The following is a 26286-nucleotide window of genomic DNA, read 5'->3' as shown; positions in this document are numbered from 1 at the left end:
AGTTCACTCACCTCTTTCTAGTAAGGACTGGAAGTTCATGGCTCCGCACCCCGAAGCTGCCGCTCTCCTCGCTCGTTCTCATCGGCTCGGCGCCGATCCCCGTAACACCAACTACGCCGGCGGCAACACGTCCGCCAAGGGCACCGATACCGACCCCGTCACCGGCGGCGATGTCGAGCTGATGTGGGTGAAGGGGTCCGGTGGTGACCTCGGGACGCTCACCGAGGGCGGGCTGGCCGCGTTGCGGCTGGACCGGATGCGGGCGCTCGTCGATGTCTACCCCGGTGTCGAGCGCGAGGACGAGATGGTCGCCGCGTTCGACTACTGCCTGCATGGGAAGGGTGGTGCCGCTCCCTCCATCGACACCGCCATGCACGGGCTGGTCGGGGCCGCGCACGTGGACCATCTGCACCCGGACTCCGGGATCGCGCTGGCCTGTGCGGCCGACGGGGAGAAGCTGACGGCCGAGTGCTTCGGCGCCACCGTGGTGTGGGTGCCGTGGCGGCGGCCCGGGTTCCAGCTCGGGCTGGACATCGCGGCGGTGAAGGAGGCCAACCCGCAGGCGATCGGCTGCGTGCTCGGCGGGCACGGGATCACGGCGTGGGGTGACACGTCCGAGGAGTGCGAGCGCAACTCGCTGCACATCATCCGGACCGCGGAGGCCTTCCTCGCCGAGCGGGGGAGGCCGGAGCCGTTCGGTCCGGTGATCGAGGGCTACGAGGCGCTGCCCGAGGGCGAGCGGCGGGAGCGGGCCGCGGCCCTGGCGCCGTACGTCCGTGCCGTCGCCTCCCAGGACAGGCCGCAGGTCGGACACTTCACCGACACCGGGGTCGTCCTCGACTTCCTCGCCGCCGCCGAGCACCCGCGGCTCGCCGCGCTCGGCACCTCCTGCCCCGACCACTTCCTGCGGACCAAGGTCCGGCCGCTGGTCCTGGACCTGCCGCCGACGGCTCCGCTCGACGAGGCGATCGCCCGGCTGAAGGAGCTGCACGCGGAGTACCGCGAGGAGTACGCCGCCTACTACCAGCGGCACGCCGAGCCCGACTCCCCCGCGATGCGGGGCGCCGACCCGGCGATCGTGCTGGTCCCGGGCGTGGGCATGTTCTCCTTCGGCAAGGACAAGCAGACCGCACGGGTGGCCGGCGAGTTCTACGTCAACGCGATCAACGTAATGCGCGGGGCCGAGGCGGTCTCGACGTACGCGCCGATCGAGGAGTCGGAGAAGTTCCGTATCGAGTACTGGGCCCTTGAGGAGGCCAAGCTCCAGCGGATGCCGAAGCCCAAGCCGCTCGCGACCCGCGTGGCGCTGGTGACCGGCGCCGGCAGTGGCATCGGGAAGGCGATCGCCGAGCGGCTGGTCGCCGAGGGCGCCTGTGTGGTGATCGCGGACCTCGACGCCGGGAACGCCTCTCAGGTCGCCGGCGAGCTGGGCGGGCCGGACAAGGCCGTCGCCGTGACCGTCGACGTCACGTCCGAGGAGCAGATCGCCGAGGCCTTCAAGGCCGCGGTGCTCGCCTTCGGCGGTGTGGACCTGGTGGTCAACAACGCCGGGATCTCCATCTCCAAGCCGCTGCTGGATACGTCGGCGAAGGACTGGGACCTCCAGCACGACATCATGGCGCGCGGCTCCTTCCTCGTCTCGCGCGAGGCGGCCCGGATGATGATCGCCCAGGAGCTGGGCGGCGACATCGTCTACATCGCCTCGAAGAACGCCGTGTTCGCCGGACCCAACAACATCGCCTACTCCGCGACCAAGGCCGACCAGGCCCACCAGGTGCGGCTGCTGGCCGCCGAGCTGGGCGAGCACGGCATCCGCGTCAACGGCGTCAACCCGGACGGGGTCGTGCGCGGCTCCGGGATCTTCGCGGGCGGCTGGGGCGCGAAGCGGGCGGCAGTGTACGGCGTACCGGAGGAGAAGCTGGGCGAGTACTACGCCCAGCGGACCATCCTCAAGCGGGAGGTCCTGCCCGAGCACGTCGCGAACGCGGTCTTCGCGCTGACCGGCGGCGAGCTGACCCACACCACGGGACTGCACGTCCCGGTCGACGCCGGCGTCGCGGCCGCCTTCCTGCGATGAGCGCGCACGTGAAGTCGTACGCCGCGGTCGACCTCGGCGCGTCCAGCGGACGTGTCATGGTCGGCCGCGTCGGGCCCGACAGCCTGGAGCTGACCGAGGCGCACCGCTTCCCCAACCGGCCGGTCCGGGTGCCTGAAGGGCTGCGCTGGGACATCCTCGCGCTGTACGGGGGCGTCCTCGACGGGCTGCGGGCGGCCGGCCGGGTCGACTCCGTCGGCATCGACAGCTGGGCCGTGGACTACGGCCTGCTCGACGCCGACGGGGCGCTGCTCGGCAACCCGGTGCACTACCGGGACGCGCGGACCGAGGGCGTCGCGGAAAAGGTGTGGGCGACCGTGCCCGCCGAGGAGCTGTACGCGGCGACCGGCTTGCAGTATGCCCCTTTCAACACCCTCTACCAGTTGACCGCGGCGCGTTCCTCCGACCAACTGCCCCATGCCAGGCGGCTGTTGCTCATCCCCGACCTGCTCACCTACTGGCTCACCGGCGAGCAGGGCACCGAACTGACCAACGCGTCGACCACCCAGCTGATCGATCCCCGCACGCGCGAGTGGTCGTACGACGTCGCCTCCCGGCTCGGCATCGACCTCGGACTGTTCGCGCCGCTGCGGCAGCCCGGCGATGCGGCGGGCGTGCTGCGGCCGCAGGTGCTGGAGGAGACCGGGCTGAGCGGTCCGGTGCCGGTGACGGCGGTCGGGTCGCACGACACCGCGTCCGCGGTGGCGGCCGTCCCGGCGAGCGGCGAGCGGTTCGCGTACATCTGCACCGGCACCTGGTCCCTGGCGGGCCTGGAGCTGGACGCGCCGGTGCTCACGGAGGAGAGCCGCCTCGCCAACTTCACCAACGAGCTGGGGCTGGACGGCACGGTCCGCTACCTGCGCAACATCATGGGCTTGTGGCTACTCCAGGAGTGCGTACGGGCCTGGGGCGACCCCGATCTGGGAGCGCTGCTCCTCGACGCGGCCAAGGTGCCGGCGCTGCGGTCGGTCGTGGACGCGGGGGACGCCGTGTTCCTGGCGCCGGGCCGGATGCCGGAGCGGATCGCCGAGGCATGCCGGGTCTCGGGACAGCCGGTGCCCGAGACCCCGGCCGAGATCACGCGCTGCATCCTCGACTCCCTCGCCCTGGCCCATCGCCGGGCCGTGGCGGACGCGCAGCGGCTGGCCGACCACCCGGTGGACGTCGTGTACGTCGTCGGCGGCGGCACGCGCAACGCCCTGCTGTGCCAGCTGACCGCCGACGCCTGCGGGCTGCCGGTGGTGGCGGGTCCGACAGAGGCGGCGGCCTTCGGGAACGTGCTGGTCCAGGCCCGGGCCCACGGGCTCGTCGGTGACCTGGCGGGCATGCGGCGACTGCTCACCCGTACCCAGCCGCTCACCCGGTACGAACCTCAGGGCGACCCGGGGCGGTGGCGCGAGGCGCAGGACCGGCTCGCCATGAGGTGACGGGGACTCCCCCGGGCCGCCCGGCCCGGACTACGCTTCACTCATCCGATGATCGATCACAAGGAGCCGCGATGCGTGTCGCCCTGTTCCTGACCTGTGTCAACGACACGCTCTATCCGGACACCGGGCGCGCCGTGGTGAAACTGCTGACCAGGCTGGGCGTCGAGGTCGACTTCCCGATGGCGCAGACCTGCTGCGGGCAGGCGCACTACAACACCGGGTACCGGCATGAGGCCGAACCGCTGGCCCGGCATTTCTCCGATGTCTTCCGGGATTACGAGGCGATCGTGACGCCCTCCGGTTCGTGCGGGGCGATGGTGCGGGAACTGTATCCGAGGATGGGTGAGCGGGCCCGGGCCGAGGGGCGCGGGGACACCCTCGCGGCCACCGTGGCGCCGGTGGTGCCGAAGACGTACGAGCTGACCGAGTTTCTGGTGGACGTGCTCGGGGTGACGGACGTCGGCGCGTGCTACCCGCACACGGTGACCTACCACCCGACCTGTCACGGGCTGCGCAGCCTCGGGCTGGGCGACCGGCCCCGGCGGCTGCTCCAGGCCGTGAAGGGGCTGGAGCTGGTCGAACTGCCGGGCGCCGACGAGTGCTGCGGCTTCGGCGGCACCTTCGCCCTGAAGAACGCCGATGTCTCGGCGGCGATGGGCACCGACAAGGTGCGCAACGCCGAGTCGACCGGCGCCGAGGTGCTGTGCGCTGCCGACAACTCCTGTCTGATGCACATCGGCGGGACGATGACCCGGCTCAGGACGGGTATGCGGCCCGTGCACATCGCGGAGATCCTGGCGAGCACGGAGGAGGAACCGGCGGCATGAGCGGCACGTTCGTAGGAATGCCGGCCTTCCCGAAGGCCGCGCACGAGGCGGTGCACAACCAGACCCTGCGCGGCAATCTGCGGCATGCCACGCACACCATTCGCGGCAAGCGGGAGAAAGCCGTCGCGGAGATGTCCGACTGGGCGGAACTGCGGGAGGCCGGCAAGCAGATCAAGGACCACACGCTCCGTCACCTGGACCGCTATCTCGTACAGGTGGAGGAGTCGGTCACGGCCGCGGGCGGCATCGTCCACTGGGCCGCCGACGCCGACGAGGCCAACCGGATCGTCGCCCGACTGGTCAAGGAGACGGGCGAGTCGGAGGTCGTCAAGGTCAAGTCGATGGCCACGCAGGAGATCGGGCTCAACGAGGCCCTCGAAGCCGAGGGGATCCACGCCTACGAGACCGATCTCGCCGAGCTGATCGTGCAGTTGGGCAAGGACCGGCCCTCGCACATCCTCGTCCCGGCGATCCATCGCAACCGGGGCGAGATCCGCGACATCTTCGCGCGTGAGATGAGCGAATGGGGCCGCCCGGCCCCCGAGGGCCTCACTGACACGCCCGCCGAACTCGCCGACGCGGCCCGGCTGCACCTGCGGGAGAAGTTCCTGCGCGCCAAGGTCGGCATCTCCGGCGCCAACTTCATGGTCGCCGAGACGGGCACGCTGGTGGTCGTGGAGTCCGAGGGCAACGGGCGGATGTGCCTGACCCTGCCCGAGACCCTCATCTCGGTCGTCGGCATCGAGAAGATCGTGCCGACCTGGCGGGACCTGGAGGTGTTCCTGCAGACCCTCCCCCGCTCCTCGACGGCCGAGCGTATGAACCCGTACACGTCGATGTGGACCGGTACGACGGATGAGGACGGGCCGCGGAACTTCCATCTGGTCCTGCTCGACAACGGCCGCACCGACACCCTCGCCGACGAGGTCGGCCGCCAGGCCCTGCGCTGCATCCGCTGCTCCGCCTGCCTGAACGTCTGCCCGGTGTACGAGCGGGCCGGCGGGCACGCCTACGGCTCGGTCTACCCGGGCCCGATCGGCGCCATCCTCAGCCCTCAACTCCGGGGCACGGCGAGCGAGATCGACGCCTCCCTGCCCTACGCCTCGTCGCTGTGCGGGGCCTGCTACGAGGTCTGCCCGGTCGCCATCGACATCCCCGAGGTGCTGGTGCATCTGCGGGAGCGGGTCGTGGAGGGCGGCCCGGTGACGCGGGAGGGCAACAAGGTGATCCTGAAGCCGGCGAAGGGGCATGCCGCCGAGCGGGCGGCGATGCGCGCGGCGCGCTGGGCGTTCGCGAGCCCAGCGGCGCTGCGCGCCGGCCAGCGGCTCGCCTCGCGGACCCGTCGCTTCCATCCGCGCACGCTGCCGGGCCCCGGCAGCGCGTGGAGCACGACGCGGGATCTGCCGCCGGTTCCGGCGGAGCCGTTCCGCGACTGGTGGCAGCGTACGCAGGGCGGAAAAAGCGACAAGGGGGCCGCGAAGTGAGCAGCAGGGACCGGATTCTGGGCCGGGTGCGGCGCGCGCTGGCGGACGTGGGACAGGACGACATGCCGTACGAGCAGGCGGTTTCCCGGGACTATCTGCGCGTACACGGTGACCGGGGTGTCGAGCAGACGGTGGAGCTGCTGGCCGAGAACCTGGCGGACTACCGGGCGATCGTGCACCACTGCACCACCGCGGACCTGGCGGCGACGCTCGCCGGAATGCTGGCCGCGCGGGGCTCGAGGACCGTGGTCGCACCGCCCGGTCTGGACCCCGAGTGGCTGTCGGCGGCGGAGGCCGAGCTGGTCCTCGACCGGGCGGAGAGCACCCCGTACGAACTGGACCGGGTCGACAGTGTGGTGACCGCGTGCGCGGTGGCCGTCGCCGAGACCGGCACGATCGTCCTGGACGGCAGCCCCGACCAGGGCCGCCGTCGCATCACACTCGTCCCCGACCACCACATCTGTGTCGTACGGGTCCCCGAGCAGGTCGTGGCCTCCGTGCCGCAGTCCCTCGAACGACTCGATCCGACGCGCCCGTTGACCTGGATCTCCGGGCCGTCGGCCACCAGTGACATCGAGCTGGACCGGGTGGAGGGAGTGCACGGCCCGCGCACCCTGGAGGTCGTCCTGGTGACCGCCTGAGCCGCCTTCGGAAGGACGGATGCCGCCGCCGAGCCGGCTGCCGAGCGGCTGCGGACGGAGGGCGCGCGCCGGGCCGTGGTCCTCAACACGTCGGGTGACCTGCACCGATGGGCGCGCAGGTGGAGTCCGACTCGGTGGCGGAGACGGGATCAGGAGTACGACAGGGGCACCCCGCAGCGCAGTGAGTGCTGGGCGGCACGGAGATACAGCGCCGCGTAGAAGGCCGAGTTGAGGTCCTCGCTCCACGGTCCCGGCCGGGTGGCGGCCAGGTCCTTGGCCTGTCCGTCCAGGAACCACATCGTCAGGCCGAGGTTCGGGAACACGTCCGGCACCTCGGGCGGCAGCCCGATCGCCGACGCCAGCCGCTCGGCGGCGGCGAGTACCTGAGGCGCCCCGGCCACCACCGTCATGACCGTGTAGGCACCGCCGACGGGCAGCGTGATCTCCTCGTCGAGAGAGATCGGCACCATCTCCGACCAGCCACAGAGGGTTTCTTCCTCCTCGGGCGTCAGATGCGCACGACACAACGCGCTGAACCCGGTCATGGGAAGGCTCAGCTTCTCCTCGAACCACAGGGCCGGGCCCAGCTCCGGGACGGATTCGTACGGCGGCAGACCGCGCAGTCTCAACTCCTCGTTGAACGCCGAGGCGATCGCGCCCTTCCCGCCTACACCCTCCTCGTCACTGAACCATTCCTGCCGACCGACACTGACCAGATACATCCCCATGTACGCAACGTACAAGGCGCCACTGACAATTCGCCGTTCCATATGGGGCGGTGGGTGTCACTGAGTAGGTGTCACTGAGTACACCTCCCCATACGGGTCCTGCGCCCAATGTGCTCCGCCCGCCGTCTCCGTAGCTTCTTGAGCGAGGCACACGGCGTGCCGGACGGAGAGTGATGACGATGTTTCGCACAGGTTCGCGACGTACGCACGACACGGGACCCGCCGCCGAAGCACTGCGGCTGGTCAAGGTCACCAAGACGTATGGGGCGGACGAGAGTGCCGTGACCGCCCTGGACGGCGTCACCCTCACTCTCGGACGCGGCACCTTCACCGCGGTGATGGGACCGTCGGGCTCCGGCAAGTCGACTCTGTTGCAGTGCGCGGCCGGCCTCGACCGGCCGGACAGCGGCATCGTGCGGGTGGACGGCACGGAGCTGACCGGGGGCGGCGAGGCCGAGCTCACGAAGTTCCGGCGGGGCCGGATCGGGTTCGTGTTCCAGCAGTACAACCTGCTGGACACGCTGACCGTCGCCCAGAACACGGTGCTGCCGCTCAGGCTCGCCGGGCGGCGCGTGGACCGCGCGAGGGCCCGCGAGGTGCTGACGTCCGTCGGCCTGGGCGACCGGCTGGGCCACCGTCCGGACCAGTTGTCCGGCGGCCAGCGCCAGCGCGTGGCGATCGCCCGCGCGCTGGTCACCGAACCCCGGGTGATCTTCGCGGACGAACCCACCGGCGCCCTGGACACACGCAGCGCGCGGGACGTGCTGCGGCTGCTCCAGCAGGCGGTGGGCGTGCACGGCCGGACCGTGGTGATGGTGACGCACGACCCGGTCGCCGCCTCGTACGCCGACTCCGTGCTGTTCCTCGCCGACGGCCGGCTGGCCGGGCGGATGGACGCCCCTACGGCGGACGCGGTCGCGGAACGGCTGGCGCACTTGGGCGACGACATGACGGCGGGGGTGTGAGCGATGTTCATGCTGGCGATGCGGTCGATCCGGCAGCGGCCCGGGCGGTTCCTGGCGACGCTGCTGTCCGCCTTCCTGGGCGCGGCGATCATCATGACGTTCAACTCGATGCACGACACGGCGGCGCAGAGCGGCGTCGACTCGGTGAGCGCTCAGACGCTGACCACCGCGGCGAGCGTGGTCGGCGGCTACGGCACCCTCCTGGTGTTCTTCGCCGTCGCCTCGACGCTCACGGTCAACGTCCGTCAGCGTGCGGCCGAGTTGGAGCTGCTGCGCTGCTCGGGGGCGACTCCGGCGCAGCTCAAGCGGATGGTGGTGGGTGAGGCGGTGGCCGTGGCCCTGGTGGGGGCGGTGCTGGCGATCGGCCCGGCGATGCTCGGCGGGCAGGCGCTGCTGGAGGTGTTCCAGGACAGCGGGCAGGTCGCGCGGTCCGTCGACCACTCCTTCGGTGCGATCGCGCTGCTGTCGGGTGTCGACATCACGCTGCTCGCGGCGGCGGGCGCCGCGTTCCTCGCCGTACGGCGGGCGACGCGCGGACACGAACGGCGGGGCAGGGGACGGACGTTCTTCGCGTACGCCGCCCTCGCCACCGGCGTCGCGGCGGTGTGCTCCACCTTCGCGATCCCGGCGACGGACGCGGCGCTGATGGCGGCGCCCGCGTACGGGGCGATCCTGCTGTCGGTGGGCTTCGCCCTGCTGTCGCCGCGGCTGCTGAAGGGCGTGCTGGACCGGCTGCCGCTGACCGGTGCGAGCGGCTGGCTGGCGGTGCGCAACCTGCGCCGCCGGGCGGACCACCTCGCCGGGATCCTGATGTCGCTGATCCTGTTCACGGCGGTCGCCACGGCCACGCTGTACATGCAGGCGGTGGAGAGCGACGCGGTCGAGGCCTCGGGGCTGACCAAGTCGGTCGACGCCAAGAACCTGGAAACGCTGAACTTCACCGTGGTCGGCATCATCGTGGTGTTCGTCTGCGTGATGCTGGTCAACTCGCTGTACGCGGCGACCACTTACCGCCGCCGGGAGTTCGGGCAGCAGCGCCTCGCGGGGGCGACTCCGGGGCAGGTGCTCGGCACGGTGGGCATGGAGGGGCTGATCCTGACGGTCACGGGTCTGTTCTTCGGCACGGTGGCCGCGCTGGCCGGGATCATCCCGTTCACCGTGGTCCGCACCGACTCGGTCCTGCCGCATCAGGGCCTCGGCATCTGGCTGGCGGTCGTGTCGGTCGCGGCGGCGGCCACGCTGGGCACGAGCCTGGCGACGGCCCGGCGGGTGCTGCGCACTCCGGCCGTGGGGGCGGTCGCGGTGGCTGCGTGAGCACGTTCGACAGCGGGCGGCCCTCTCGACGGCCGCCCGCTGTTTTCGGATCACCGGATTCCTGGTGACACGAGCGCTGAACAAGCGCTTAGATAGTGTGCTGGTCCAGGTACTCGCCGCCGAGCTGGAGGCTCCCGTTGTTCACTTCCGTCGACGACGTCTCCGCACGTCTGGCCGAAACCGGCTACCTCGCCTCGCCCGCCGTCGCCACGACGGTCTTCCTCGCCGACCGTCTCGGCAAGCCGCTGCTCGTGGAGGGCCCCGCCGGAGTCGGCAAGACGGAGCTCGCGAAGGCCGTGGCACAGGTCGCGGGGGCACGGCTGGTGCGCTTGCAGTGCTACGAGGGCGTCGACGAGTCCCGGGCGCTGTACGAGTGGAACCACGCCAAGCAGTTGCTGCGCATCAGCGCCGGCCGGGACGAGACGTGGGACGAGGCCCGCACGGACATCTTCAGCGAGGAGTTCCTGCTCCCCCGTCCGCTGCTGACCGCGATCCGCGGCGACGAGCCCAAGGTGCTGCTGATCGACGAGACCGACAAGGCGGACGTGGAGGTCGAGGGTCTGCTCCTCGAAGTGCTCAGCGACTTCCAGGTCACCGTCCCCGAACTGGGCACGATCACCGCGACCCGGCGCCCCTTCGTCGTCCTCACCTCGAACGCGAGCCGTGAGCTGTCCGAGGCACTGCGCCGACGCTGTCTGTTCCTCCACATCGGGTTCCCGGAGGAGGAGTTGGAGCGTCGGATCGTACGGCTGAAGGTGCCGGGCCTCGACGAGGCGCTGGCCGAGTCGGTGGTCCGGGTGGTCGGCGCGCTGCGGGCCATGGACCTGCGGAAGGCGCCTTCGGTCGCCGAGACCATCGACTGGGCGCGCACGCTTCTCGCGCTGGGCGCCGGCACGCTCGACGAGACCGTCGTACGCGACACCCTCGGCGTGCTGCTCAAGCACCAGGACGACGTCCTCAAGGCCGGTGCCAAGCTGGACCTGGGAGCTCTGTGAGCACGCCGGCCGGTGTCGCGGAGCGGCTGACGTCCCTGGTCGGCGCGCTGCGTGCGCACGGCATCCGCGTCGGCACCGGCGAGACCGTGGACGCGGCACAGGCGGTGGCGGCCCTGGGGTTCGCGGATCGCGAGCTGCTGCGGGAGGGGCTGGCGGCGACGCTCCTGCACGGCACGGCCCAACGACCCGTGTTCGACCCGGTCTTCGACCTGTACTTCCCGCGGGGCGTGGGAGCGCCGGAGACGGAGGCCACGGACCGGGACGACCTGCGCGAGCGGCTCGCGGCCGCGCTCGCCGCCAACGACCAGGCACTGATGGCCAGATTGGCGGCCGAGGCGGTCGACGGCTTCGGCGGATACGGGTCCTCGCCGGCCTCGGACGGCTGGTCGTCGTACCAGGCACTCGACCGGATCCGCCCGCATACGCTGCTCGCCCGCGTCCGCGACGACGTCCGGGCGCAGGGCGGCGGTCCGGGGTTCACGGACCGGCTGCTGGAGGACGAGATCCGGCGACGCATCGAGGCGTTCCGCCGGATGGTGGGCGCGGAGGCGCGGCGTCGGGTCGCCGAGCGGCGGGGCCGGGACGAGATCGCGCGGCGGGCGGTGGCCCCGACCGCCGACCGGGTGGACTTCCTGTTCGCCGGGAAGGACCGGCTGGCCGAGCTGCGCAGGACGGTGCAGCCGCTGGCCCGCAAGCTCGCCACCCGGCTCGCCGCGCGCCGCCGCCGGGCCGCGCGCGGCAGCATCGATCTGCGGCGCACCCTGCGCGGGTCGCTGTCGACGGGCGGGGTGCCGATGCGGCCCGTGCTGCGCCGGCGCCGTCCCGCCCGGCCCGAACTGGTGCTGCTGTGCGATGTGTCGGGGTCGGTGTCCGGGTTCTCGGACTTCACGATGCTGCTGGTGCAGGCGCTGCACGACCAGTTCAGCAAGGTGCGGGTGTTCGCCTTCGTCAACCGGATCGACGAGGTGACCCGGCTTCTCGTGCACGGCGCGGCCGACGCGGAAGGCCTCGGCGCCCGCATCCGGGCCGAGGCGACGCTCACCGGCTGGCACGGCAGCAGCGACTACGGCGTCGCGCTGGGCGAGTTCGCGGAGCGGTACGGCGACGCGGTCGGCCCGCGCACCACGGTGTTCGTCCTCGGTGACGCCCGTACGAACATGAGCGACCCCAACCTGCCCGCCGTACGCCGGATCGCCCGACAAGCCCGCCGCGTCTACTGGTTGAACCCGGAGGCGCGCTCCCAGTGGGGCACGGGCGACTCCGCCGCCCCCGACTACGCCGAGGTCGTAGAGATGCACGAGTGCCGCAACGCCCGGCAGCTCAGCGCCCTGGTGGAGCGCCTGCTGCCGGTCTGACCGAGCGCTGCGGCCGCCCCAGCACCGCTGCGGCCGCCCCGGGCGTCGGCTCATCCCGGAGACGTAGGGCTTGTCCCCGATGTCCTTCCCGTCTTCACGCCCTTACGCTCCGCAGCAACGGAGGGGGAACCCATGAAGGCAGTGGTCCAGGACAGGTACGGCTCGGCGGACACCCTGGAGGTCAGGGAGGTCGATCCGCCCGTGCCCGCCGCCGGCGAGGTGCTGGTGCGGGTGCACGCGGCGGCGCTCAACGCCTACGACTGGCATTTCATGCGCGGCGACCCGAAGATCGCCCGTCTGATGATGGGGCTGCGCGCGCCGAAGCAGAGGATCCGGGGCCGGGACTTCGCCGGGCGGGTCGAGGCGGTGGGCGCCGGGGTCGAGGGACTGAGCCCCGGCGACGAGGTGTACGGCGAGGCCGACGGCGCCTTCGCGGAGTTCGTGTGCGCCGCCGCCGACGCGGTGGGCCAAAAGCCGGCCGGCCTCGGCTTCGAGCAGGCGGCCGCGATCCCCCTGGCCGCGAACACCGCGCTCATCGGCCTGCGGGACGTGGCCGGGGTGCGGGCGGGCCAAACGGTGCTGGTGAACGGGGCGTCGGGCGGGGTCGGCACGTTCGCGGTGCAGATCGCCAAGGCGTACGGCGCTGAGGTGACCGGCGTGTGCAGCACCCGCAATGTCGACCTCGTCCGGTCGCTCGGCGCGGACCATGTCCTCGACTACACGCGGGAGGACTTCACCCGCGCCGGACGTCAGTACGAGGTCGTCCTGGACCTGGTGGGCAACCACTCCCTCGGCGCGTTCCGGCGCACCGTGACCCCCACCGGGACGCTCGTCCTGTCCGGCGGGGGTGTGTTCGAGGGCGGGAGCCTGGTCGGCCCGATGGGGCTCTTCTTCAAGCGGCGCCTGATGTCGCCCTTCGTCCGCCAACGCCTGCTCGAACTCCCGGCCAAACCCAGCAGGGCGAACCTCGCGGCACTGCGGGAGCTCGTCGAGTCCGGGAAGATCGCCCCGGTCGTCGACCGCACGTATCCGCTGGGCGAGGTGTCCGAGGCGATGCGGTACCTGGAGGTCGAGCACGCGCGCGCCAAGGTGGTCGTCACCGTGTGAGGCGCGCGCCCTCGACCGGTGTCAGTCGGCCTTCGCGTACTCCTTCGCCATGCCTCCGGCGAAGTCGTACACCACGCACTGTTCGTCACCCACGACCCAGGCGTCGTGTCCGGGCGGGCACACGAAGGTGTCGTGGGGACCCACTTCGGCCTCGCCGCCGTCCTCCATGCGGATGCGCATACGCCCCTGGACGACGTAGCCGTTGTGGTGGATCTGACAGCTGTCCGTGCCCGCGATCGGGGCCACGGATTCCGACCAGCGCCAGCCCGGTTCGAAGGTGGCCACGGCGAAGTCGAGTCCACTGAGGTGGACGGCTTCGAGATGGCCCCGGGGGAAATCGCGGCGCTCGTCCGGCTTGTCGAGCGTCTTCACCTCGATCATGACGGCTCTCCCTTCCGGCCGGGCTCTATACGGCCGGGGCCGGTCTCCGCCTCCCGCCCACCGCGAGCGGCAACGACGGGGGCCGCGCCCCACCACTCCATGGTCCGCCCGCCGACCGGGAACCGCCATTCGGGTGACGGCCCTTCCGTGTCAGTCCGTGCCCCCGCACAGGCGGGCGAAGCGCTCGGCGTCGACGTTCCCCCCGGAGATGATCACCCCGACCCGGCGGGGCGGGCTGCCCATCCGGCCCGCGAGCAGGGCGGCCAGCGGTGTGGCGCCGCTCGGTTCGACGACGATCTTCAGGCGCTCGAAGGCGAATCGCATCGCCTCCCGGATCTCGTCGTCCGAGACCAGCTCGATCGCGTCGACGAGCAGCCGGTTGACGGAGAAGGTGAGTTCGCCGGGCGTGTGCAGCGCCTGGCCGTCGGCGATGGTGTGCGGCACGGGGATCTCGATGCGCCGGCCCGCCTCCAGGGACCGCTTGGTGTCGTCCCCGGCCTCCGGCTCGACGCCGATCATCCGCAGGTTCGCGTAATGGCCCTTGGCCGCCGTGGCACTCCCCGCGATCAGTCCGCCACCGCCGACCGGAGTCATCAGCGCGTCCAACTCCCCTACCTCCTCAAGGAGTTCGAGCGCCGCCGTGCCCTGCCCGGCGATGACATGGGGGTGTTCGTACGGCGGGATGACCGCGAGGCCCCGTTCGGCCGCCAGGGCCTCGGCGATGGCGACGCGGTCGCCGGTGTAGCGGTCGTACGTCACGATCTCGGCGCCGTATCCCGCGGTGGCGTCCCGCTTCGAGGCCGGGGCGTCGTGCGGCATCACGATCACCGCGGTGGTGCCTAGTTCGCGGGCGGCGAGGGCGACGGCCTGGGCGTGGTTGCCGGAGGAGTAGGTGGCGATGCCCCGGGCGAGCTGGTCCGGGGTCAGCCGCGAGGCCGCGTTGTAGGCGCCGCGGAACTTGAAGGCCCCGACGCGCTGGAAGTTCTCGCACTTGAGGAAGACCTCGGCACCGACGAGCGCGTCGAGGGTGCGGGAGCGCAGCACGGGGGTGCGGTGCGCGACGCCCTTGAGACGGGCGGCCGCGTCACGGATGTCGTCGAGGGTGACCGGCGGGGTGGTGGTCGTCACGCGTGTCCTCCGGGAGAGTTGCTGGAGCCGCTGGAGTCGCTGGAGTCCGGGGTCGCCTCCGTCGCGGCCCGGGCCTGGGAGAGGTAGCTGTACGCGGAGGCGCGGGAGATGCCGAGCCGGCCGGCGACCTGTTCGACCGAGCGGCGCACCGCGAACACCCCGCGCTCGTCGAGGCTGCGGAAGAGCTCAAGGCGGGCCGCGCGGTCGAGGCCCGCCCACGCCCGGTCCTGTCTCAGGTGGTGGTCGTCGAGGATGACGTCGACGACGGAGTCGATGTCGTTGCCGAAGGTGGTGACCGGTAGTTCGGCGGGCGGGCGGCCGATGCCGGTCAGCGCTCCGAGCACGGTGTGGGCCTCGGTGAGCGTGGTGACGTCCAGGTTCACGCACAGCGCGCCGAACACCGCGCCTGTGGAGTCCCGCAGCACCATCGTGGACGACTTGAGGGTCTGGCCGGTCCGGGTCCGGGTGACGTAGTTCAGCTCGTCGGCCGCCTCCTCGCCCCGGGCGACGATCCGCATGCCGATCTCGCTCATCGCGCCGCCCACCGCGCGCCCTGTCACGGAGCCGGCGATGGCGACCACCGACTGCTCCGGGCGCCGGTAGTCATGGAGCACCACCTCGCACACCGGGCCGAACGTCGCCGCGATCCCGTCGATCACCGGGACCAGGGCGGCGATGACCGCGTCCCGCTCGGCCTCCACACTCGTCTCGCCCACCGACGCCCGCCCTTCCTGCCGCAACCAGGGATTCCAGACTACACGTCCAACGCCTGGACTGACAGTCCAATTCACCCCTCGCACCGATCCCTGTCCGGGATCTTGACGGGCGTGATGTTACCGGTAACATCACAACGGTCGAAGCCAACGAGAGGTGTGCTGTGCCGGGGGAAGAACGAGTTGTCGACAGCAGCAGACCGATCCCGTCCACCCACGTACGGCCGGACACCCCGGTCTTCAGCCCCGCCGCCGTGGTGGCCTCCTGCGTGGGCTTCGTCCTCATCGGCGCGCTCCAGGCGCTGTACGGGCCGGCCATCCCGGCGTTCCGCGAGGAGTTCGGGCTGTCCCCCTCGGCCGCGGGGCTGGGGCTGAGCGCCCACTTCGTCGGCGGGGTGGCCGGTGTGCTGCTCTTCGACCGGCTCTACGGCCGCCTCGGCAACCGGCAGATCCTCGGCGCCTCGTACCTGCTCATGGCGGTCGGCGCGGCGGGCTTCGCGCTCGCTCCGAACTGGCCGGCCGCACTGGTCATGGCGCTGCTGGCGGGGCTCGGTTTCGGCGGCATCGACTACGGCCTCAACCAGCTGTTCGCGGTCGGATTCGGGCGCCGTTCGACCGCGATGCTGAACATCCTGAACGCGCACTTCGGCATCGGCGCGATCCTCGGCCCGGCGCTGATCGGCATGATCGGCGCCGAGCACTACCCGGCGGTCTTCCTCGCTTTCGCGCTCGCCAACCTGCCGTTGCTGCTGTGCCTGAAGGGCGTACACGACCGCGCGCCCGGGCCGACCGGCGGTCCCGAGACCGGTGACCGGCGGGTCCTGGGCCGCAGCCTGGGCTCGGTGCTCGCCGTGTTCGTCGCGCTGTATGTACTGCACGTGGGCATCGAGGCGGGCGTCGGCGGCTGGGAGCCGACCCATCTGGAGACCGTGGGATACGGCGCCGGGGTCGCCGCGACCGCGACCTCCGTGTACTGGCTGATGATGACCGTCGGCCGGTTCCTGGTCGCACCGATCGCCCTGCGCTTCTCCGCCCAGGCCATCATCACGGTCTCCTGCACGGGCATGACGCTCTGTCTGCTGCTGGCGTCGATCCCGGCGCTCGCACCGTACGCGTACGCCGGTGTCGGTCTGTTCATCGCCCCGATCTTCCCCACCGGCCTGCCCTGGCTGCACCGGGCGGCCCCGAGCGCCCGACGGGCCGGAGCCCTGGTCATCGCCGCGTCCATGGTCGGCGGGGTCGCGGCGGGACCGGCGCTCGGCAAGGCGATCGAGGAGGCCGGCATCCGATCGGTGCCGCTGCTGCTCGGCGGTGTCTCGGCGCTGTGCCTGGCCGCCACGCTCTGGCTGATCCGCAGCACCCGCACCCAGTGAACCGGGACCGGCACCGGCGCTGTCGCACCCGAACCGAAGCGAACCGAAGGGAAGCACCCGTATGCCCGCTCTGACGACCTCGTCCGACGGTTTCCTCCTGCACGGCGAGCCGTTCCGGATCATCTCCGGGGCCCTGCACTACTTCCGCGTCCATCCCGACCAGTGGACCGACCGGCTGCGCAAGGCACGCCTCATGGGCCTCAACACGGTCGAGACGTACCTGCCGTGGAACCTGCACGAGCCCGTACCCGGCACCCTCGTCCTCGACGGCCTGCTCGACCTGCCCCGCTTCCTGCGGCTGGCGCGGGCGGAGGGCCTGCAGGTGCTGCTGCGCCCCGGGCCGTACATCTGCGCCGAGTGGGACGACGGCGGACTGCCCGCGTGGCTGGTCTCGGACCCCGACATCCGGCTGCGTACCAGCGACCCGCGCTTCACCGACGCCTTCGACCGCTATCTCGACCAGCTCCTGCCGCCGCTGCTGCCGCACCTCGCCGCGAACGGCGGGCCGGTGATCGCCGTACAGGTGGAGAACGAGTACGGGGCGTACGGCGACGACACCGCGTACCTCAAGCACGTCGAACAGGCGCTGCGTTCCCGGGGTGTCGACGAGCTGCTGTTCACCTGCGACCAGGCGGGCGCCGATCACCTGGCCGCCGGGAGCCTGCCCGGCCTGCTCGCCACGGCGACCTTCGGCAGCCGGGTCGAGGAGAATCTGGGCGCATTGCGCACCCACCAGCCCGAAGGCCCCCTGATGTGCGCCGAGTTCTGGATCGGCTGGTTCGACTACTGGGGCGGGCCGCACCACACCCGGTCGGCGGCCGACGCCGCGTCCGACCTGGACCGGCTGCTGTCCGCCGGCGCCTCCGTCAACATCTACATGTTCCACGGCGGCACCAACTTCGGCTTCACCAACGGCGCCAACCACAAGCACGCCTACGAGCCCACCGTCACGTCGTACGACTACGACGCCCCGCTCACCGAGAGCGGCGCCCCGGGGCCCAAGTACCACGCCTTCCGGGAGGTCATCGCCCGGCACGCCCCGGTCCCCGACGAGCCCGCCCCGGCGCCGGGCCCCAAACTCCCGCCCACTGCCGTGCGGTTGGAGCGCCGGGCGCCGCTGCTGCCGTACCTGCGGACGCTCGACGGTGCCGTGCGCACCGAGGACCCGGTGACGATGGACGAACTCGGCGTGCACGGCGGGTACGTGCTCTACCGCACGACCGTTCCCGCCTCCGGCGACGGGCTGCTGCACTTCGCGGGCGGTGTCGGCGACCGCGCCCAGGTCTTCGTGGACGGAGCCTCCGTCGGCGTACTGGAGCGCGAACGCCACGACGAGACGCTGCCCGTGCGGGTGCCGGCGCCCGGTGCCGTCCTCGAGGTGCTGGTGGAGAACCAGGGCGGGGTCAACTACGGGCCGCGCATCGGCGCACCCAAGGGGCTGCTCGGCCCGGTGTCCTTCCAGGGCCTGGCCCTGCACGGCTGGGAGTGCCGGGCCGTTCCGCCGGCCGACCTGGGCGCGGTGCCGTTCGTGCCGTCCGACGCGTCCACGGACGCGGTACCCGCGTTCCACCAGGGGACGTTCGAGGTGGACACCCCCGCGGACACCTTCCTCGCCCTGCCCGGCTGGACCAAGGGCCAGGCCTGGGTCAACGGCTTCCACCTCGGCCGCTACTGGAACCGCGGTCCGCAGCGCACGCTGTACGTCCCCGGCCCGGTCCTGCGTCCGGGCGCCAACGAACTGGTCCTGCTGGAGCTGCACGCCACCACCGGCACCCGCGCCCAGCTCACCGACACTCCCGACCTCGGACCGGAGAACGACTGATGGCCCACCCGCACCGCCTGCGCGTCCCCTCCCCCGCCGGGCCACCGGCGGCCGGACATCTGCCCTTCTCCGACGCCCCGGGCGTGCCCGATCCGATCGAGGTCAACAGTCGTTGGCTCTCGCGCGGCGGGCGTCCCTGGTTCCCGGTCTCCGGCGAGTTCCACTACTCCCGCTACCCGGCCGGCGAGTGGGAGGAGGAGCTGTTGAAGATGAAGGCGGGCGGCGTCACGGCCGTCGCCAGTTACATCATCTGGATCCACCACGAGGAGATCGAGGGCCGCGTCCGCTTCGACGGCGACCGCGACCTGCGCCGCTTCGCCGAGCTGTGCGCCCGCCACGGCCTGGACTTCATCCCGCGCATCGGCCCCTGGTCGCACGCGGAGGTCCGGGGCGGCGGCCTGCCCGACTGGCTGCTGGCCCGCGACTGCACTCCGCGCACCGACGACCCCGCCTATCTGGAGCCCGTACGCACCTGGTTCGCGGCGATCGCCGAGCAGCTGCGCGGCCTGGACCGCGCGCACGGCGGCCCGATCGTGGCGATCCAGGTCGAGAACGAGCTCTACGACCAGCCCGGCCACCTCCTCACACTGAAGCTCATGGCCCAAGAGGCCGGAATGAGCGCCCCGCTGTGGACGTCGACCGCCTGGGGCGGGGTCCAGCTCCCGCCCGACGAGCTGCTTCCGCTGTACGGCGGCTACACCGAGACCTTCTGGACCGAGGCGGACGGCGGCTGGCCCGACACCTGCCGCAAGCACTTCTTCTTCACCCACCAGCGCGACGACGAGGGCATCGGCGCCGACCTCAGGCCCACCACCGTGCGCGGCGGCGAGCCGGACGCCTTCGCGGACCGATTCCCCTGGGCCACCTGCGAGTTGGGCGGCGGCATGGCGGTGTCGTACCACCGCAGGCCGCGCGTGGACCCCGACGACATCGGCGCGCTCGGCCTCACCAAGATCGGCTGCGGTTCGGTCTGGCAGGGCTTCTACATGTTCCACGGCGGCACCAACCCCGCCGGTGAACTCACCACGCTCCAGGAGTCCCACGCCACCGGCTACCCCAACGACCTGCCCGTGCTGACGTACGACTTCCAGGCCCCGCTCGGCGAGTACGGCCAGTACCGGCGGACGTACCACGAACTGCGGCTGCAGCACCTGATGCTGGCGGACTTCGGGCATGCCGTCGCGCCGATGGAATCCGTACTGCCCGAGCGGCAGCCGGCCGCTCAGGACGACCGGGAGACCCTGCGCTGGGCCGTGCGCAGCGACGGCACCTCGGGGTTCCTGTTCGTCAACAACCACCAGCCGCACGAGCCGCTGCCGGACCACCCGGACACGTCATTCACCATCGAATTCCCGGACGGCTCCGACGACTTGACCCTGCCCAGTGTCCCTGTCACCGTTCCGCGCGGCGCCTACTTCTGCTGGCCGCTGCGGCTCGACGTGGCGGGGCTGCGGCTGGAGTGGGCCACCGCCCAGCCGGTGTGCACGGTCCAGGCGGACGGCCGTACGGTCCTGGTGCTGGCCGCGACCGAGGGCATCGCTCCCGAACTCGCCCTGGACGCGTCGACGGTGGCGTCGGTCGGCTCCCCGACCGGGGAGGTCACGCCCGTCGGCGGCCGGTTGCTCGTCACCGGGCTGCGGCCCGGCACCGACGCCCTGGTCGAGGTGGAGACGGCGGACGGCCGACGGGTCGGCCTGCTGGTCCTGGACGCGGCGACGGCTCGTACCGCCTACCGGGGCCAGGCGTGGGGTGCCGAGCGGCTGGTGCTGTGCGGGGACGGGGTCGTCTTCGACCACGAGGAGGTACGGCTGCACGGCTCGCAGGCGCCCTTGTCGTTCGCGGTGCTGCCCGCGCCGGAGCGGGCGCCGGTGGTGGACGGGGTGACGGTGAGCCCGGAGGCGGACGGGGTGTTCACCCGTTACCCGGTCCCGTCGCGCGGAGGCGAAGGGGACGTCCCTCAGGTCACCCTGGTCCGGCCCGCCGGTCCGGCGCCCGAGACCACGACCGGTGTGCAGGGCCGGGCGAGCGCCCCCGCGGACAAGTACTTCGACACCGTCGCCGCCGAGTACCGCGTCGACGTGCCGGACGATCTGCCGCCGGGGACCCTGCTGCGCCTGCACTGGACCGGTGACGTGGGGCGGGCGTACGTGGGGGACGTGCTCGTCGCCGACCAGTTCTTCTCGGGGCGGGTCTGGGACATCGGCCTCGACCGGCTGCCCGCCGACACCCTGCGCGCGGACGGTCTGCGGCTGAGGCTGCTGCCCCTGCACGCGGACGCCCCGGTGTACGTACCGGAGGAGGCGGGCGGCACCGGGGAGACGGCGGCCGTGGTGCGCGCCGAGTGGGTCACCGCCCGCACCCGGACCGTCCGGGCCGGCTGACCGCCCGGCCGTACCGCCCGGGGGTCCGGCGCCGCCGGGCCCCCGGGACTCCCCCGCCTATGCTGTGGTCCTGCCGGGCGGGACCACACCGCCGTAACGATGTCGAGGAAACCGCCACCATGACCCGAAGCGCCGCCGACGGGGCCGTTCCGAAGGGGCGCAGCAGACGGAACTTCGCGGGCTCGCGTCCCGTGATGGACGACGTGGCCCGGCTGGCCGGTGTCTCCAAGCAGACCGTCTCCCGCGTGCTGAACGACCACCCCTCCGTCCGCCCGGAGACGCGCGAGGGGGTCCTGGTGGCCATGCGTACGCTCGGCTACCGGCCCAGCCGCAGCGCCAGATCCCTCGCCAGCGGCCGGACCCGGATGCTCGGGGTCATCTCCTTCGACGCCGCCCGCTACGGGCCCGCCGCCATCCTCACCGCGATCAACACCGCCGCCCAGGAGGCCGGTTACCTGATCAGCTCCATCGCCCTCGACACGGCCGACCACGACACGGTCGTCGAGGCCGTGAACCGGCTGTCGGCCGAGGGCGCGGACGGCGTGATCGCCATCGCCCCGCAGCTGTGGGTGGGCCGCGCCCTGGCCGACACCCATCTCGACACACCGCTGGTGGTGCTGGAGAACGGCCTCGACGACAGCACCGAGCTGGTCACCGGCGACTCCCGGACCGGGGCCCGCAAGGCCATCGAGCACCTCCTCGGGCTCGGCCACGCGACCGTGTGGCACATCGCCGGCCCGACCGGCTGGACCTCCGCCGACCACCGCCTGGGCAGCTGGCGGTCGACCCTCGCCGCGGCCGGTGCCGAGATCCCCGAGCCGCTCGTCGGCGACTGGAGCGCCGACTCCGGGTACGAACTGGGCCGCCGGCTCGCCGCGCGCCCCGACGTCACGGCCGTGTTCGCCTCCAACGACCAGATGGCGCTCGGCGTCCTGCACGCCCTGCACGAGGCCGGCCGCTCGGTGCCCGGCGACGTCAGTGTCGTCGGCTACGACGACATCCCGGAGGCCGCGCATCTGCTGCCGCCGCTGACCACCGTCCGCACCGACTTCGCGGAGATCGGCACCCGCTCCCTGCGCCTCCTGCTCAACCGCATCGACGGCCCCGCCCAACCCGCGCAGCCCGAGTCGCTCGTCCCGGTCGACCTCGTCGTCCGCGGCAGCAGCGGGCCGGCGCCGCGCTGAGGTATCGGCTGCCGGGTCAGCGCACTCTGCCCCGCGGCTTCAACGCCACCGGCGGCAGTTCGGGAGCGGGCAGCGGATCCCCGTCGTACCCCTTCACCTCACCGAAGCGCGATCCGGTCATCCAGTCGGCGCGGGCCTGTTCGATCTCCTCCTGGGTGCGCCCGATCCAGTTCCAGAACATGATCAGCTCCTCGTCGAACGGCTCACCGCCCAGGAGCATCAGGTCCGCGTCGGACTCGGCGCGCAGCGGGAGTTCGGTGCGGCCGCAGCCGAGGTAGAGCATCGAGCCGGGGAGCATCGGCACCCCGTCCACGTGTGCCTCGCCGGACATGGACAGCACGGCGTACTCGAAGTCGGGTTCCAGCGGCAGGCGTACGTCCGTGCCACGGGCGAGGGCGAGGTCGGCGCCGACGATCGGGGTGTATGTCGTGCCGGGCGAGGTCGCGCCGTCGAGGGTGCCGAGGATGAGCGTGGCCGTCAGGCCCGGTGCCGTGACGAGGGGCAGCTCGGCGTGGTGTTCGAAGTGCGGGTCGGTGTGGCGGTGGCCGTCCGGGAGGGCGACCCACAGCTGGGCGCCGTGCAGGAACCGGGCGTGGGACTTGGGGCTCTCCTCGGAGTGGCTGATCGCTCGGCCGGAGGTCATGAGGCCCAGTTCGCGCGGGCGGATCGTCTGGAGGCTGCCGGTGGAGTCGCGGTGCAGTACCTCGCCCTGGTGCAGCCAGCTGACGGTCTGCAGGCCCATGTGGGGGTGCGGCGGCACCTGCATGCCGGATTCGTCGGCGATGTCGTCGGGGCCGTAGTGATCGACGAAGCACCAGGCGCCGACCATGCGGCGGCCCAGGTTGGGCAGCAGGCGGCGGACCTCGGTGGACTCGCCGAGCTTGACGTGACGAGGGCTGAGGAGTTCCCGGACGGGCTCGGCCACCACGAAGCCGCGGCCGCCGCACAGGGCGGGAACCGCCTCGCGATCAAGATTGCTCATGGCGCTCAACCTAGCTCTGCGCAGGCTCCCGCGTCAGGCCAACCAGCCCCCGTTCATTAGTAGCCATGGATATAGTATCCATGTACTGTATTCATCGAGCCGAGGGGCTTGAACCAAAAGGAGAAGAGGAGCAGTCATGGCCACCACCGCACCCACCGTCGACGGCCGCGTGATCGCGCTGGCCCACTACGCCGGACGCGCGGTCCTGGAGAGCGTCCTGGCCCGCCACGGCATGACGTTCCAGCAGTCGGTGACCCTCAGGCCCGTCGCGGTCGCCGACGCCGCCGTCGAGCGCGACGGACTCGTGGCGCAGATCGTCGACGCACTCAAGATCGAGGCGGCGGACGTGCAGGGCGTCGTCGAGGAGCTGGCCGCCAAGCAGCTGATCACCACCGAGGGGCCGAAGGTGCTGATCACCGACGCGGGACGGGAGCTGTACACCGAGGTGAGCACTGAGACCGGGAAGATCTCCGGCCGGATCTACGACGGCATCTCCACGCAGGATCTGGCGACCGCGGGGCGGGTGCTCGCGCTGGTCACCGAGCGGGCGAACGCGGAACTGGCCGCGCTCGCCGAGTAGCTGCAGAAGTAGTGGAATGTTTGACAACCTCGCGCGGTTGAAGGCGGCGAAGGAGGTCAGCAGTGGAAACGACGTACTACGACCACGGAACGCCGGCCGAGCGCTGGGAGCGGGCGGGGCTGTTCTTCGACGCGAAGGACTACGCCGCCGCGGCGCGGGTCCTGGGCGGGCTGGTCGAGGAGGTGCCGGAGCAGACCGGACCGCGGCTGCTACTGGCCCGCGCCTACTACCACTCGGCCCAACTGCGGCGCGCGGAGAGCGAGTTGCGCGTGATCGTCGAGCGGGACCCGGTGGAGCACTACGCGCGGCTGATGCTGGGCCGCACGTTGCAGCGGCAGGGCCGGCACGAGGAGGCGGAGCCGCACCTGCGCCTCGCCTCGGCGCTCACGGGCGACTTCGAGCAGCTCTGATCCGAACGGACTGTGGCTCGGGCCCGGATCCCTGTGGGGAACCGGGCCCGAGCCATGTGTCCCGCCGCCCTCGGTTGCGCAGGTCCCCTCGGTTGCGCAGGTCCCCTACGTCGCGTCGGCGCCGCTCGCCTGTGTACCCCGCCCCCGCCGATGGGCGATCTCGCCGAGCACCACGTCCACGGCGATGAACGCGGCCAGCGGAATGCCGAGCAGCGGGACGAAGTAGCCGAGCACGGCGATCACGGCCACGCACGGGAGCAGGACCAGCGGGGACACCCGCTGCCAGGCGCCGCGCGGGATCGGCCGCCCGAAGGAGGAGCCGCGGCCACGCTGCCACCACATGCGGTACCCCAGCACGATCAGCAGGATCAGCGAGAGCGCGAGGAGCATCAGCGCGATCTGGTTGACCAGACCGAAGAGCACGCCGGTGTGCAGGTCGATGCCCCAGCGGGTCAGCTTGGCCAGCACCGGGTAGTCGGCGAACCGCAGGACGTCGGTGACCTCGCCGGTGGTCGGGTCGATCGCGACCGAGTCCTGCTTCTCGGGCCAGCTGCGCTGGACCTGCCTCACCACGTAAGCCGACGAGGCGTCCGCGGGCGGCACGATCTCCACGGGGTCCCCGAGCCCCTCCGTGCGGGCGGCGGCCAGGATCTTGTCGAGGCCGACGCCGTGATCCGCGTCCCCGGCCGAGGCGGACGCGCCGTGGCCCGAGTGCTCGCCGCCCGCGGTCGCCGTGACCGACGGGGTGGAGTGGCCGAGCGAGGTGCGCAGTTCGTCGATGTTCGCGCCGGCGTAGGTCGACCAGGTCAGGCCGGTCGCCGACAGGAAGATGAAGCCGGCCGCGGCCCAGACGCCGACGGTGCCGTGCAGGCCGAGCGTGCGGCGGCGCCCGGCGGTGCCGCGTACCTTGCGCAGGGCGCGGCGGCGGGAGAGCCACAGGACGAGGCCGCCGGCCGCGATCACCCACAGCCAGCTGGCGGCGAGTTCGCTGTAGAGGCGGCCGTTCTCACCCAGGTGCAGGTCGCGGTGGAACTCGTCGATCCAGGTGCGCAGCGGCAGCGCGCCGGTCGAGCCGTACTGCTCCAGCGCGCCCCGCACCTTCGCGGTGTACGGGTCGACGAACACCGCGAGGGTGTGGTCCGGGTCGACACCCTGGACGCCGGACAGCAGCACCCTGGTGGTGGCGTCGTCCTCGGGCGAGGGGCGTACGGCCGAGACCGTGCCCTCGGGGTGTGCCTCGCGGGCGGCGGCCACCTGCTCGGAGATCGGCAGCTTGGCGTCGCCGACGGCCGAGACGGTCATCTCGTCGGCGTAGACGATCTTCTCGGCCTGGAACGCGCCGGCGTACAGGAAGCCGGTGACGGCGGCGACGAACAGGAACGGTGCGACGAACACGCCTGCGTAGAAGTGCAGACGAAGGATCAGCGGGCGCAGGGGGGTCCATCTGCTGGGGGACGACGGCGACGGCGACGGCGCGGCGGCGGGTTGCGGGGCCTCGTCCGTGGTGGTCGAGGGAGCGGTGGACATCGGCGGGCTTCTCCCGGGGCAGGGGATGTTTCTCGGCTGTAGCGGTCCAGAAGTCGGGGAGAAGGGGCGCCTAGTTCCCGGGGGTGCGTGTGGCGTGCGTCACGCCGGACGGTGAGAGGTGCTCGGAGGCCTCGTGGCATCCTGGCGCGATGGCTTCTTCCCGTGCTCGCGCGCCCCTGGCGGAACTGGTCGAGGAACTCCTGGCCACCGACGGCCCGTTGCCCATCGTCGCCGCCGGTGATCCGGTGCTGCGGCGCGGCACCGAGCGCTTCGAGGGACAGCTGGAGCCCTCGCTGCTGGCCCGTTTCGTCGAGGCCCTGCGGGTCACGATGCACGCGGCGCCGGGCGTGGGCCTCGCCGCGCCTCAGGTGGGCGTGCCGTTGCGGCTCGCCGTCATCGAGGATCCCGCGCCGGTGCCGGAGGAGGTACGGCTGGTGCGCGGCCGGGTGCCGCAGCCGTTCCGGGTCCTGGTCAATCCCTTGTACGAGCCCGTCGGCACCGCCCGTGCCGCGTTCTTCGAGGGGTGTCTGAGCGTGCCGGGCTGGCAGGCGGTGGTGGCCCGGCCCGCCGAGGTGCGGCTGACCGGCCAGGACGAGGCGGGCCGCCCGGTGGACGAGGTGTTCACCGGCTGGCCCGCACGGATCGTCCAGCACGAGACGGACCACCTCGACGGGACGCTGTACCTGGACCGTGCGGAACTGCGCTCGCTGTCCTCCAGCCAGGCGATGGCGGAGCGGTGGACGCAGCCGTCACCTCAGGAGGCCGCCGCGTCCCTCGGGTTCCGGCTGCCCTAGGGCCTGTCCGGCGGATCAGGTCGCAGGGAATCGGCGGTGCCTGATCGACGCGGGTGAGCGGGGCATGGTGCGT

General features: G+C 72.0%; 23 protein-coding genes. 17 read left to right on the top strand and 6 right to left on the bottom strand.

Annotated features, from left to right (window positions below; all coding sequences use genetic code 11):
* The first annotated feature begins 37 nt into the window (after nt 1-37).
* From AC5P09_RS38135 to AC5P09_RS38115, 5 genes are all read left to right on the top strand, one after another.
* Nucleotides 38-2077, top strand: coding sequence for a bifunctional aldolase/short-chain dehydrogenase (locus AC5P09_RS38135; RefSeq protein WP_493878280.1), 2040 nt, complete (start codon nt 38-40; stop codon nt 2075-2077).
* 8 nt (nt 2078-2085) lie between these two features.
* Nucleotides 2086-3522 (top strand): rhamnulokinase, encoded by a 1437-nt coding sequence (locus tag AC5P09_RS38130; protein ID WP_493878305.1) that lies wholly within the window; start codon nt 2086-2088, stop codon nt 3520-3522.
* Between the two features lie 71 nt (nt 3523-3593).
* Nucleotides 3594-4349: a (Fe-S)-binding protein gene (locus tag AC5P09_RS38125; RefSeq protein WP_493878279.1), complete on the top strand. Its 756-nt coding sequence runs from the start codon at nt 3594-3596 to the stop codon at nt 4347-4349.
* Nucleotides 4346-5833, top strand: a complete 1488-nt coding sequence (locus AC5P09_RS38120; protein ID WP_493878278.1) for a LutB/LldF family L-lactate oxidation iron-sulfur protein — start codon at nt 4346-4348, stop codon at nt 5831-5833. The genes AC5P09_RS38125 and AC5P09_RS38120 overlap by 4 nt, the downstream gene beginning before the upstream one ends.
* A complete protein-coding gene (locus AC5P09_RS38115; RefSeq protein WP_493878277.1) occupies nt 5830-6474 on the top strand; it encodes a LutC/YkgG family protein in 645 nt (214 codons plus the stop codon). The genes AC5P09_RS38120 and AC5P09_RS38115 overlap by 4 nt, the downstream gene beginning before the upstream one ends.
* 149 nt (nt 6475-6623) lie before the next feature.
* Here AC5P09_RS38115 and AC5P09_RS38110 read toward each other — a convergent pair whose 3' ends face one another.
* Nucleotides 6624-7202, bottom strand: a complete 579-nt coding sequence (locus AC5P09_RS38110; protein ID WP_493878276.1) for a hypothetical protein — start codon at nt 7200-7202, stop codon at nt 6624-6626.
* A gap of 179 nt (nt 7203-7381) precedes the next feature.
* Between AC5P09_RS38110 and AC5P09_RS38105 the strand changes: the two genes are divergently transcribed.
* From AC5P09_RS38105 to AC5P09_RS38085, 5 genes are all read left to right on the top strand, one after another.
* On the top strand, nt 7382-8167 hold the full coding sequence (locus tag AC5P09_RS38105) for an ABC transporter ATP-binding protein (RefSeq protein WP_493878275.1): 786 nt from the start codon (nt 7382-7384) through the stop codon (nt 8165-8167).
* A gap of 3 nt (nt 8168-8170) precedes the next feature.
* The gene (locus tag AC5P09_RS38100) at nt 8171-9481 is read left to right on the top strand and encodes an FtsX-like permease family protein (RefSeq protein WP_493878274.1); all 1311 of its coding nucleotides are present in this window, start codon (nt 8171-8173) and stop codon (nt 9479-9481) included.
* A gap of 137 nt (nt 9482-9618) precedes the next feature.
* On the top strand, nt 9619-10476 hold the full coding sequence (locus AC5P09_RS38095; protein ID WP_493878273.1) for an AAA family ATPase: 858 nt from the start codon (nt 9619-9621) through the stop codon (nt 10474-10476).
* Nucleotides 10473-11831, top strand: a complete 1359-nt coding sequence (locus AC5P09_RS38090) for a vWA domain-containing protein (protein WP_493878272.1) — start codon at nt 10473-10475, stop codon at nt 11829-11831. The genes AC5P09_RS38095 and AC5P09_RS38090 overlap by 4 nt, the downstream gene beginning before the upstream one ends.
* 132 nt (nt 11832-11963) lie before the next feature.
* Nucleotides 11964-12938, top strand: a complete 975-nt coding sequence (locus AC5P09_RS38085) for an NAD(P)-dependent alcohol dehydrogenase (protein WP_493878271.1) — start codon at nt 11964-11966, stop codon at nt 12936-12938.
* Nucleotides 12939-12959: 21 nt separating this feature from the next.
* On the opposite strand, the gene AC5P09_RS38080 is transcribed toward AC5P09_RS38085, so the two are convergent.
* The 3 genes from AC5P09_RS38080 to AC5P09_RS38070 all read right to left on the bottom strand — a co-directional run bounded on the left by AC5P09_RS38080 (nt 12960) and on the right by AC5P09_RS38070 (nt 15163).
* Nucleotides 12960-13319 carry a cupin domain-containing protein gene (locus AC5P09_RS38080; protein WP_493878270.1) on the bottom strand — a complete coding sequence of 120 codons (360 nt, stop codon included), beginning with the start codon at nt 13317-13319 and terminating at the stop codon, nt 12960-12962.
* 150 nt (nt 13320-13469) lie between these two features.
* Nucleotides 13470-14447, bottom strand: a complete 978-nt coding sequence (locus tag AC5P09_RS38075; RefSeq protein ID WP_493878269.1) for a threo-3-hydroxy-L-aspartate ammonia-lyase — start codon at nt 14445-14447, stop codon at nt 13470-13472.
* Nucleotides 14444-15163, bottom strand: a complete 720-nt coding sequence (locus AC5P09_RS38070) for a helix-turn-helix transcriptional regulator (protein WP_493878268.1) — start codon at nt 15161-15163, stop codon at nt 14444-14446. Before AC5P09_RS38070 ends, AC5P09_RS38075 begins: the two co-directional genes overlap by 4 nt.
* A 200-nt stretch (nt 15164-15363) precedes the next feature.
* Between AC5P09_RS38070 and AC5P09_RS38065 the strand changes: the two genes are divergently transcribed.
* The 4 genes from AC5P09_RS38065 (at nt 15364) to AC5P09_RS38050 (ending at nt 21920) form a co-directional block, all read left to right on the top strand.
* Nucleotides 15364-16533: an MFS transporter gene (locus AC5P09_RS38065; protein ID WP_493878304.1), complete on the top strand. Its 1170-nt coding sequence runs from the start codon at nt 15364-15366 to the stop codon at nt 16531-16533.
* Between the two features lie 61 nt (nt 16534-16594).
* Nucleotides 16595-18355, top strand: coding sequence for a glycoside hydrolase family 35 protein (locus AC5P09_RS38060; RefSeq protein ID WP_493878267.1), 1761 nt, complete (start codon nt 16595-16597; stop codon nt 18353-18355).
* Nucleotides 18355-20736 carry a beta-galactosidase gene (locus tag AC5P09_RS38055; RefSeq protein WP_493878266.1) on the top strand — a complete coding sequence of 794 codons (2382 nt, stop codon included), beginning with the start codon at nt 18355-18357 and terminating at the stop codon, nt 20734-20736. The genes AC5P09_RS38060 and AC5P09_RS38055 overlap by 1 nt, the downstream gene beginning before the upstream one ends.
* A gap of 119 nt (nt 20737-20855) precedes the next feature.
* Complete coding sequence (locus AC5P09_RS38050) at nt 20856-21920, top strand: LacI family DNA-binding transcriptional regulator (protein WP_493878265.1); 1065 nt, start codon at nt 20856-20858, stop codon at nt 21918-21920.
* A 16-nt stretch (nt 21921-21936) separates the two neighbouring features.
* On the opposite strand, the gene AC5P09_RS38045 is transcribed toward AC5P09_RS38050, so the two are convergent.
* Nucleotides 21937-22902 carry a pirin family protein gene (locus tag AC5P09_RS38045; RefSeq protein ID WP_493878264.1) on the bottom strand — a complete coding sequence of 322 codons (966 nt, stop codon included), beginning with the start codon at nt 22900-22902 and terminating at the stop codon, nt 21937-21939.
* A 136-nt stretch (nt 22903-23038) separates the two neighbouring features.
* Between AC5P09_RS38045 and AC5P09_RS38040 the strand changes: the two genes are divergently transcribed.
* Both AC5P09_RS38040 and AC5P09_RS38035 read left to right on the top strand, forming a co-directional pair.
* On the top strand, nt 23039-23482 hold the full coding sequence (locus tag AC5P09_RS38040; protein WP_493878263.1) for a MarR family winged helix-turn-helix transcriptional regulator: 444 nt from the start codon (nt 23039-23041) through the stop codon (nt 23480-23482).
* A gap of 62 nt (nt 23483-23544) precedes the next feature.
* Nucleotides 23545-23892: a tetratricopeptide repeat protein gene (locus AC5P09_RS38035; RefSeq protein WP_493878262.1), complete on the top strand. Its 348-nt coding sequence runs from the start codon at nt 23545-23547 to the stop codon at nt 23890-23892.
* Nucleotides 23893-23997: 105 nt separating this feature from the next.
* On the opposite strand, the gene AC5P09_RS38030 is transcribed toward AC5P09_RS38035, so the two are convergent.
* On the bottom strand, nt 23998-25419 hold the full coding sequence (locus tag AC5P09_RS38030; RefSeq protein ID WP_493878261.1) for a PepSY-associated TM helix domain-containing protein: 1422 nt from the start codon (nt 25417-25419) through the stop codon (nt 23998-24000).
* A 149-nt stretch (nt 25420-25568) separates the two neighbouring features.
* Between AC5P09_RS38030 and AC5P09_RS38025 the strand changes: the two genes are divergently transcribed.
* Nucleotides 25569-26213, top strand: a complete 645-nt coding sequence (locus AC5P09_RS38025) for a peptide deformylase (protein WP_493878260.1) — start codon at nt 25569-25571, stop codon at nt 26211-26213.
* Nucleotides 26214-26286 lie beyond the last annotated feature (73 nt).

This window comes from Streptomyces sp. a15, assembly GCF_059026085.1.
This window is presented reverse-complemented; position numbering and strand designations above follow the sequence as displayed.

Coding starts and splice junctions, on each gene's coding strand:
- AC5P09_RS38135 (WP_493878280.1), top strand. CDS start 38: ATGGCTCCGCACCCCGAAGCTGCCGCTCTCCTCGCTCGTTCTCATCGG.
- AC5P09_RS38125 (WP_493878279.1), top strand. CDS start 3,594: ATGCGTGTCGCCCTGTTCCTGACCTGTGTCAACGACACGCTCTATCCG.
- AC5P09_RS38120 (WP_493878278.1), top strand. CDS start 4,346: ATGAGCGGCACGTTCGTAGGAATGCCGGCCTTCCCGAAGGCCGCGCAC.
- AC5P09_RS38110 (WP_493878276.1), bottom strand. CDS start 7,202: ATGGGGATGTATCTGGTCAGTGTCGGTCGGCAGGAATGGTTCAGTGAC.
- AC5P09_RS38105 (WP_493878275.1), top strand. CDS start 7,382: ATGTTTCGCACAGGTTCGCGACGTACGCACGACACGGGACCCGCCGCC.
- AC5P09_RS38100 (WP_493878274.1), top strand. CDS start 8,171: ATGTTCATGCTGGCGATGCGGTCGATCCGGCAGCGGCCCGGGCGGTTC.
- AC5P09_RS38085 (WP_493878271.1), top strand. CDS start 11,964: ATGAAGGCAGTGGTCCAGGACAGGTACGGCTCGGCGGACACCCTGGAG.
- AC5P09_RS38080 (WP_493878270.1), bottom strand. CDS start 13,319: ATGATCGAGGTGAAGACGCTCGACAAGCCGGACGAGCGCCGCGATTTC.
- AC5P09_RS38060 (WP_493878267.1), top strand. CDS start 16,595: ATGCCCGCTCTGACGACCTCGTCCGACGGTTTCCTCCTGCACGGCGAG.
- AC5P09_RS38055 (WP_493878266.1), top strand. CDS start 18,355: ATGGCCCACCCGCACCGCCTGCGCGTCCCCTCCCCCGCCGGGCCACCG.
- AC5P09_RS38050 (WP_493878265.1), top strand. CDS start 20,856: ATGACCCGAAGCGCCGCCGACGGGGCCGTTCCGAAGGGGCGCAGCAGA.
- AC5P09_RS38045 (WP_493878264.1), bottom strand. CDS start 22,902: ATGAGCAATCTTGATCGCGAGGCGGTTCCCGCCCTGTGCGGCGGCCGC.
- AC5P09_RS38040 (WP_493878263.1), top strand. CDS start 23,039: ATGGCCACCACCGCACCCACCGTCGACGGCCGCGTGATCGCGCTGGCC.
- AC5P09_RS38030 (WP_493878261.1), bottom strand. CDS start 25,419: ATGTCCACCGCTCCCTCGACCACCACGGACGAGGCCCCGCAACCCGCC.
- AC5P09_RS38025 (WP_493878260.1), top strand. CDS start 25,569: ATGGCTTCTTCCCGTGCTCGCGCGCCCCTGGCGGAACTGGTCGAGGAA.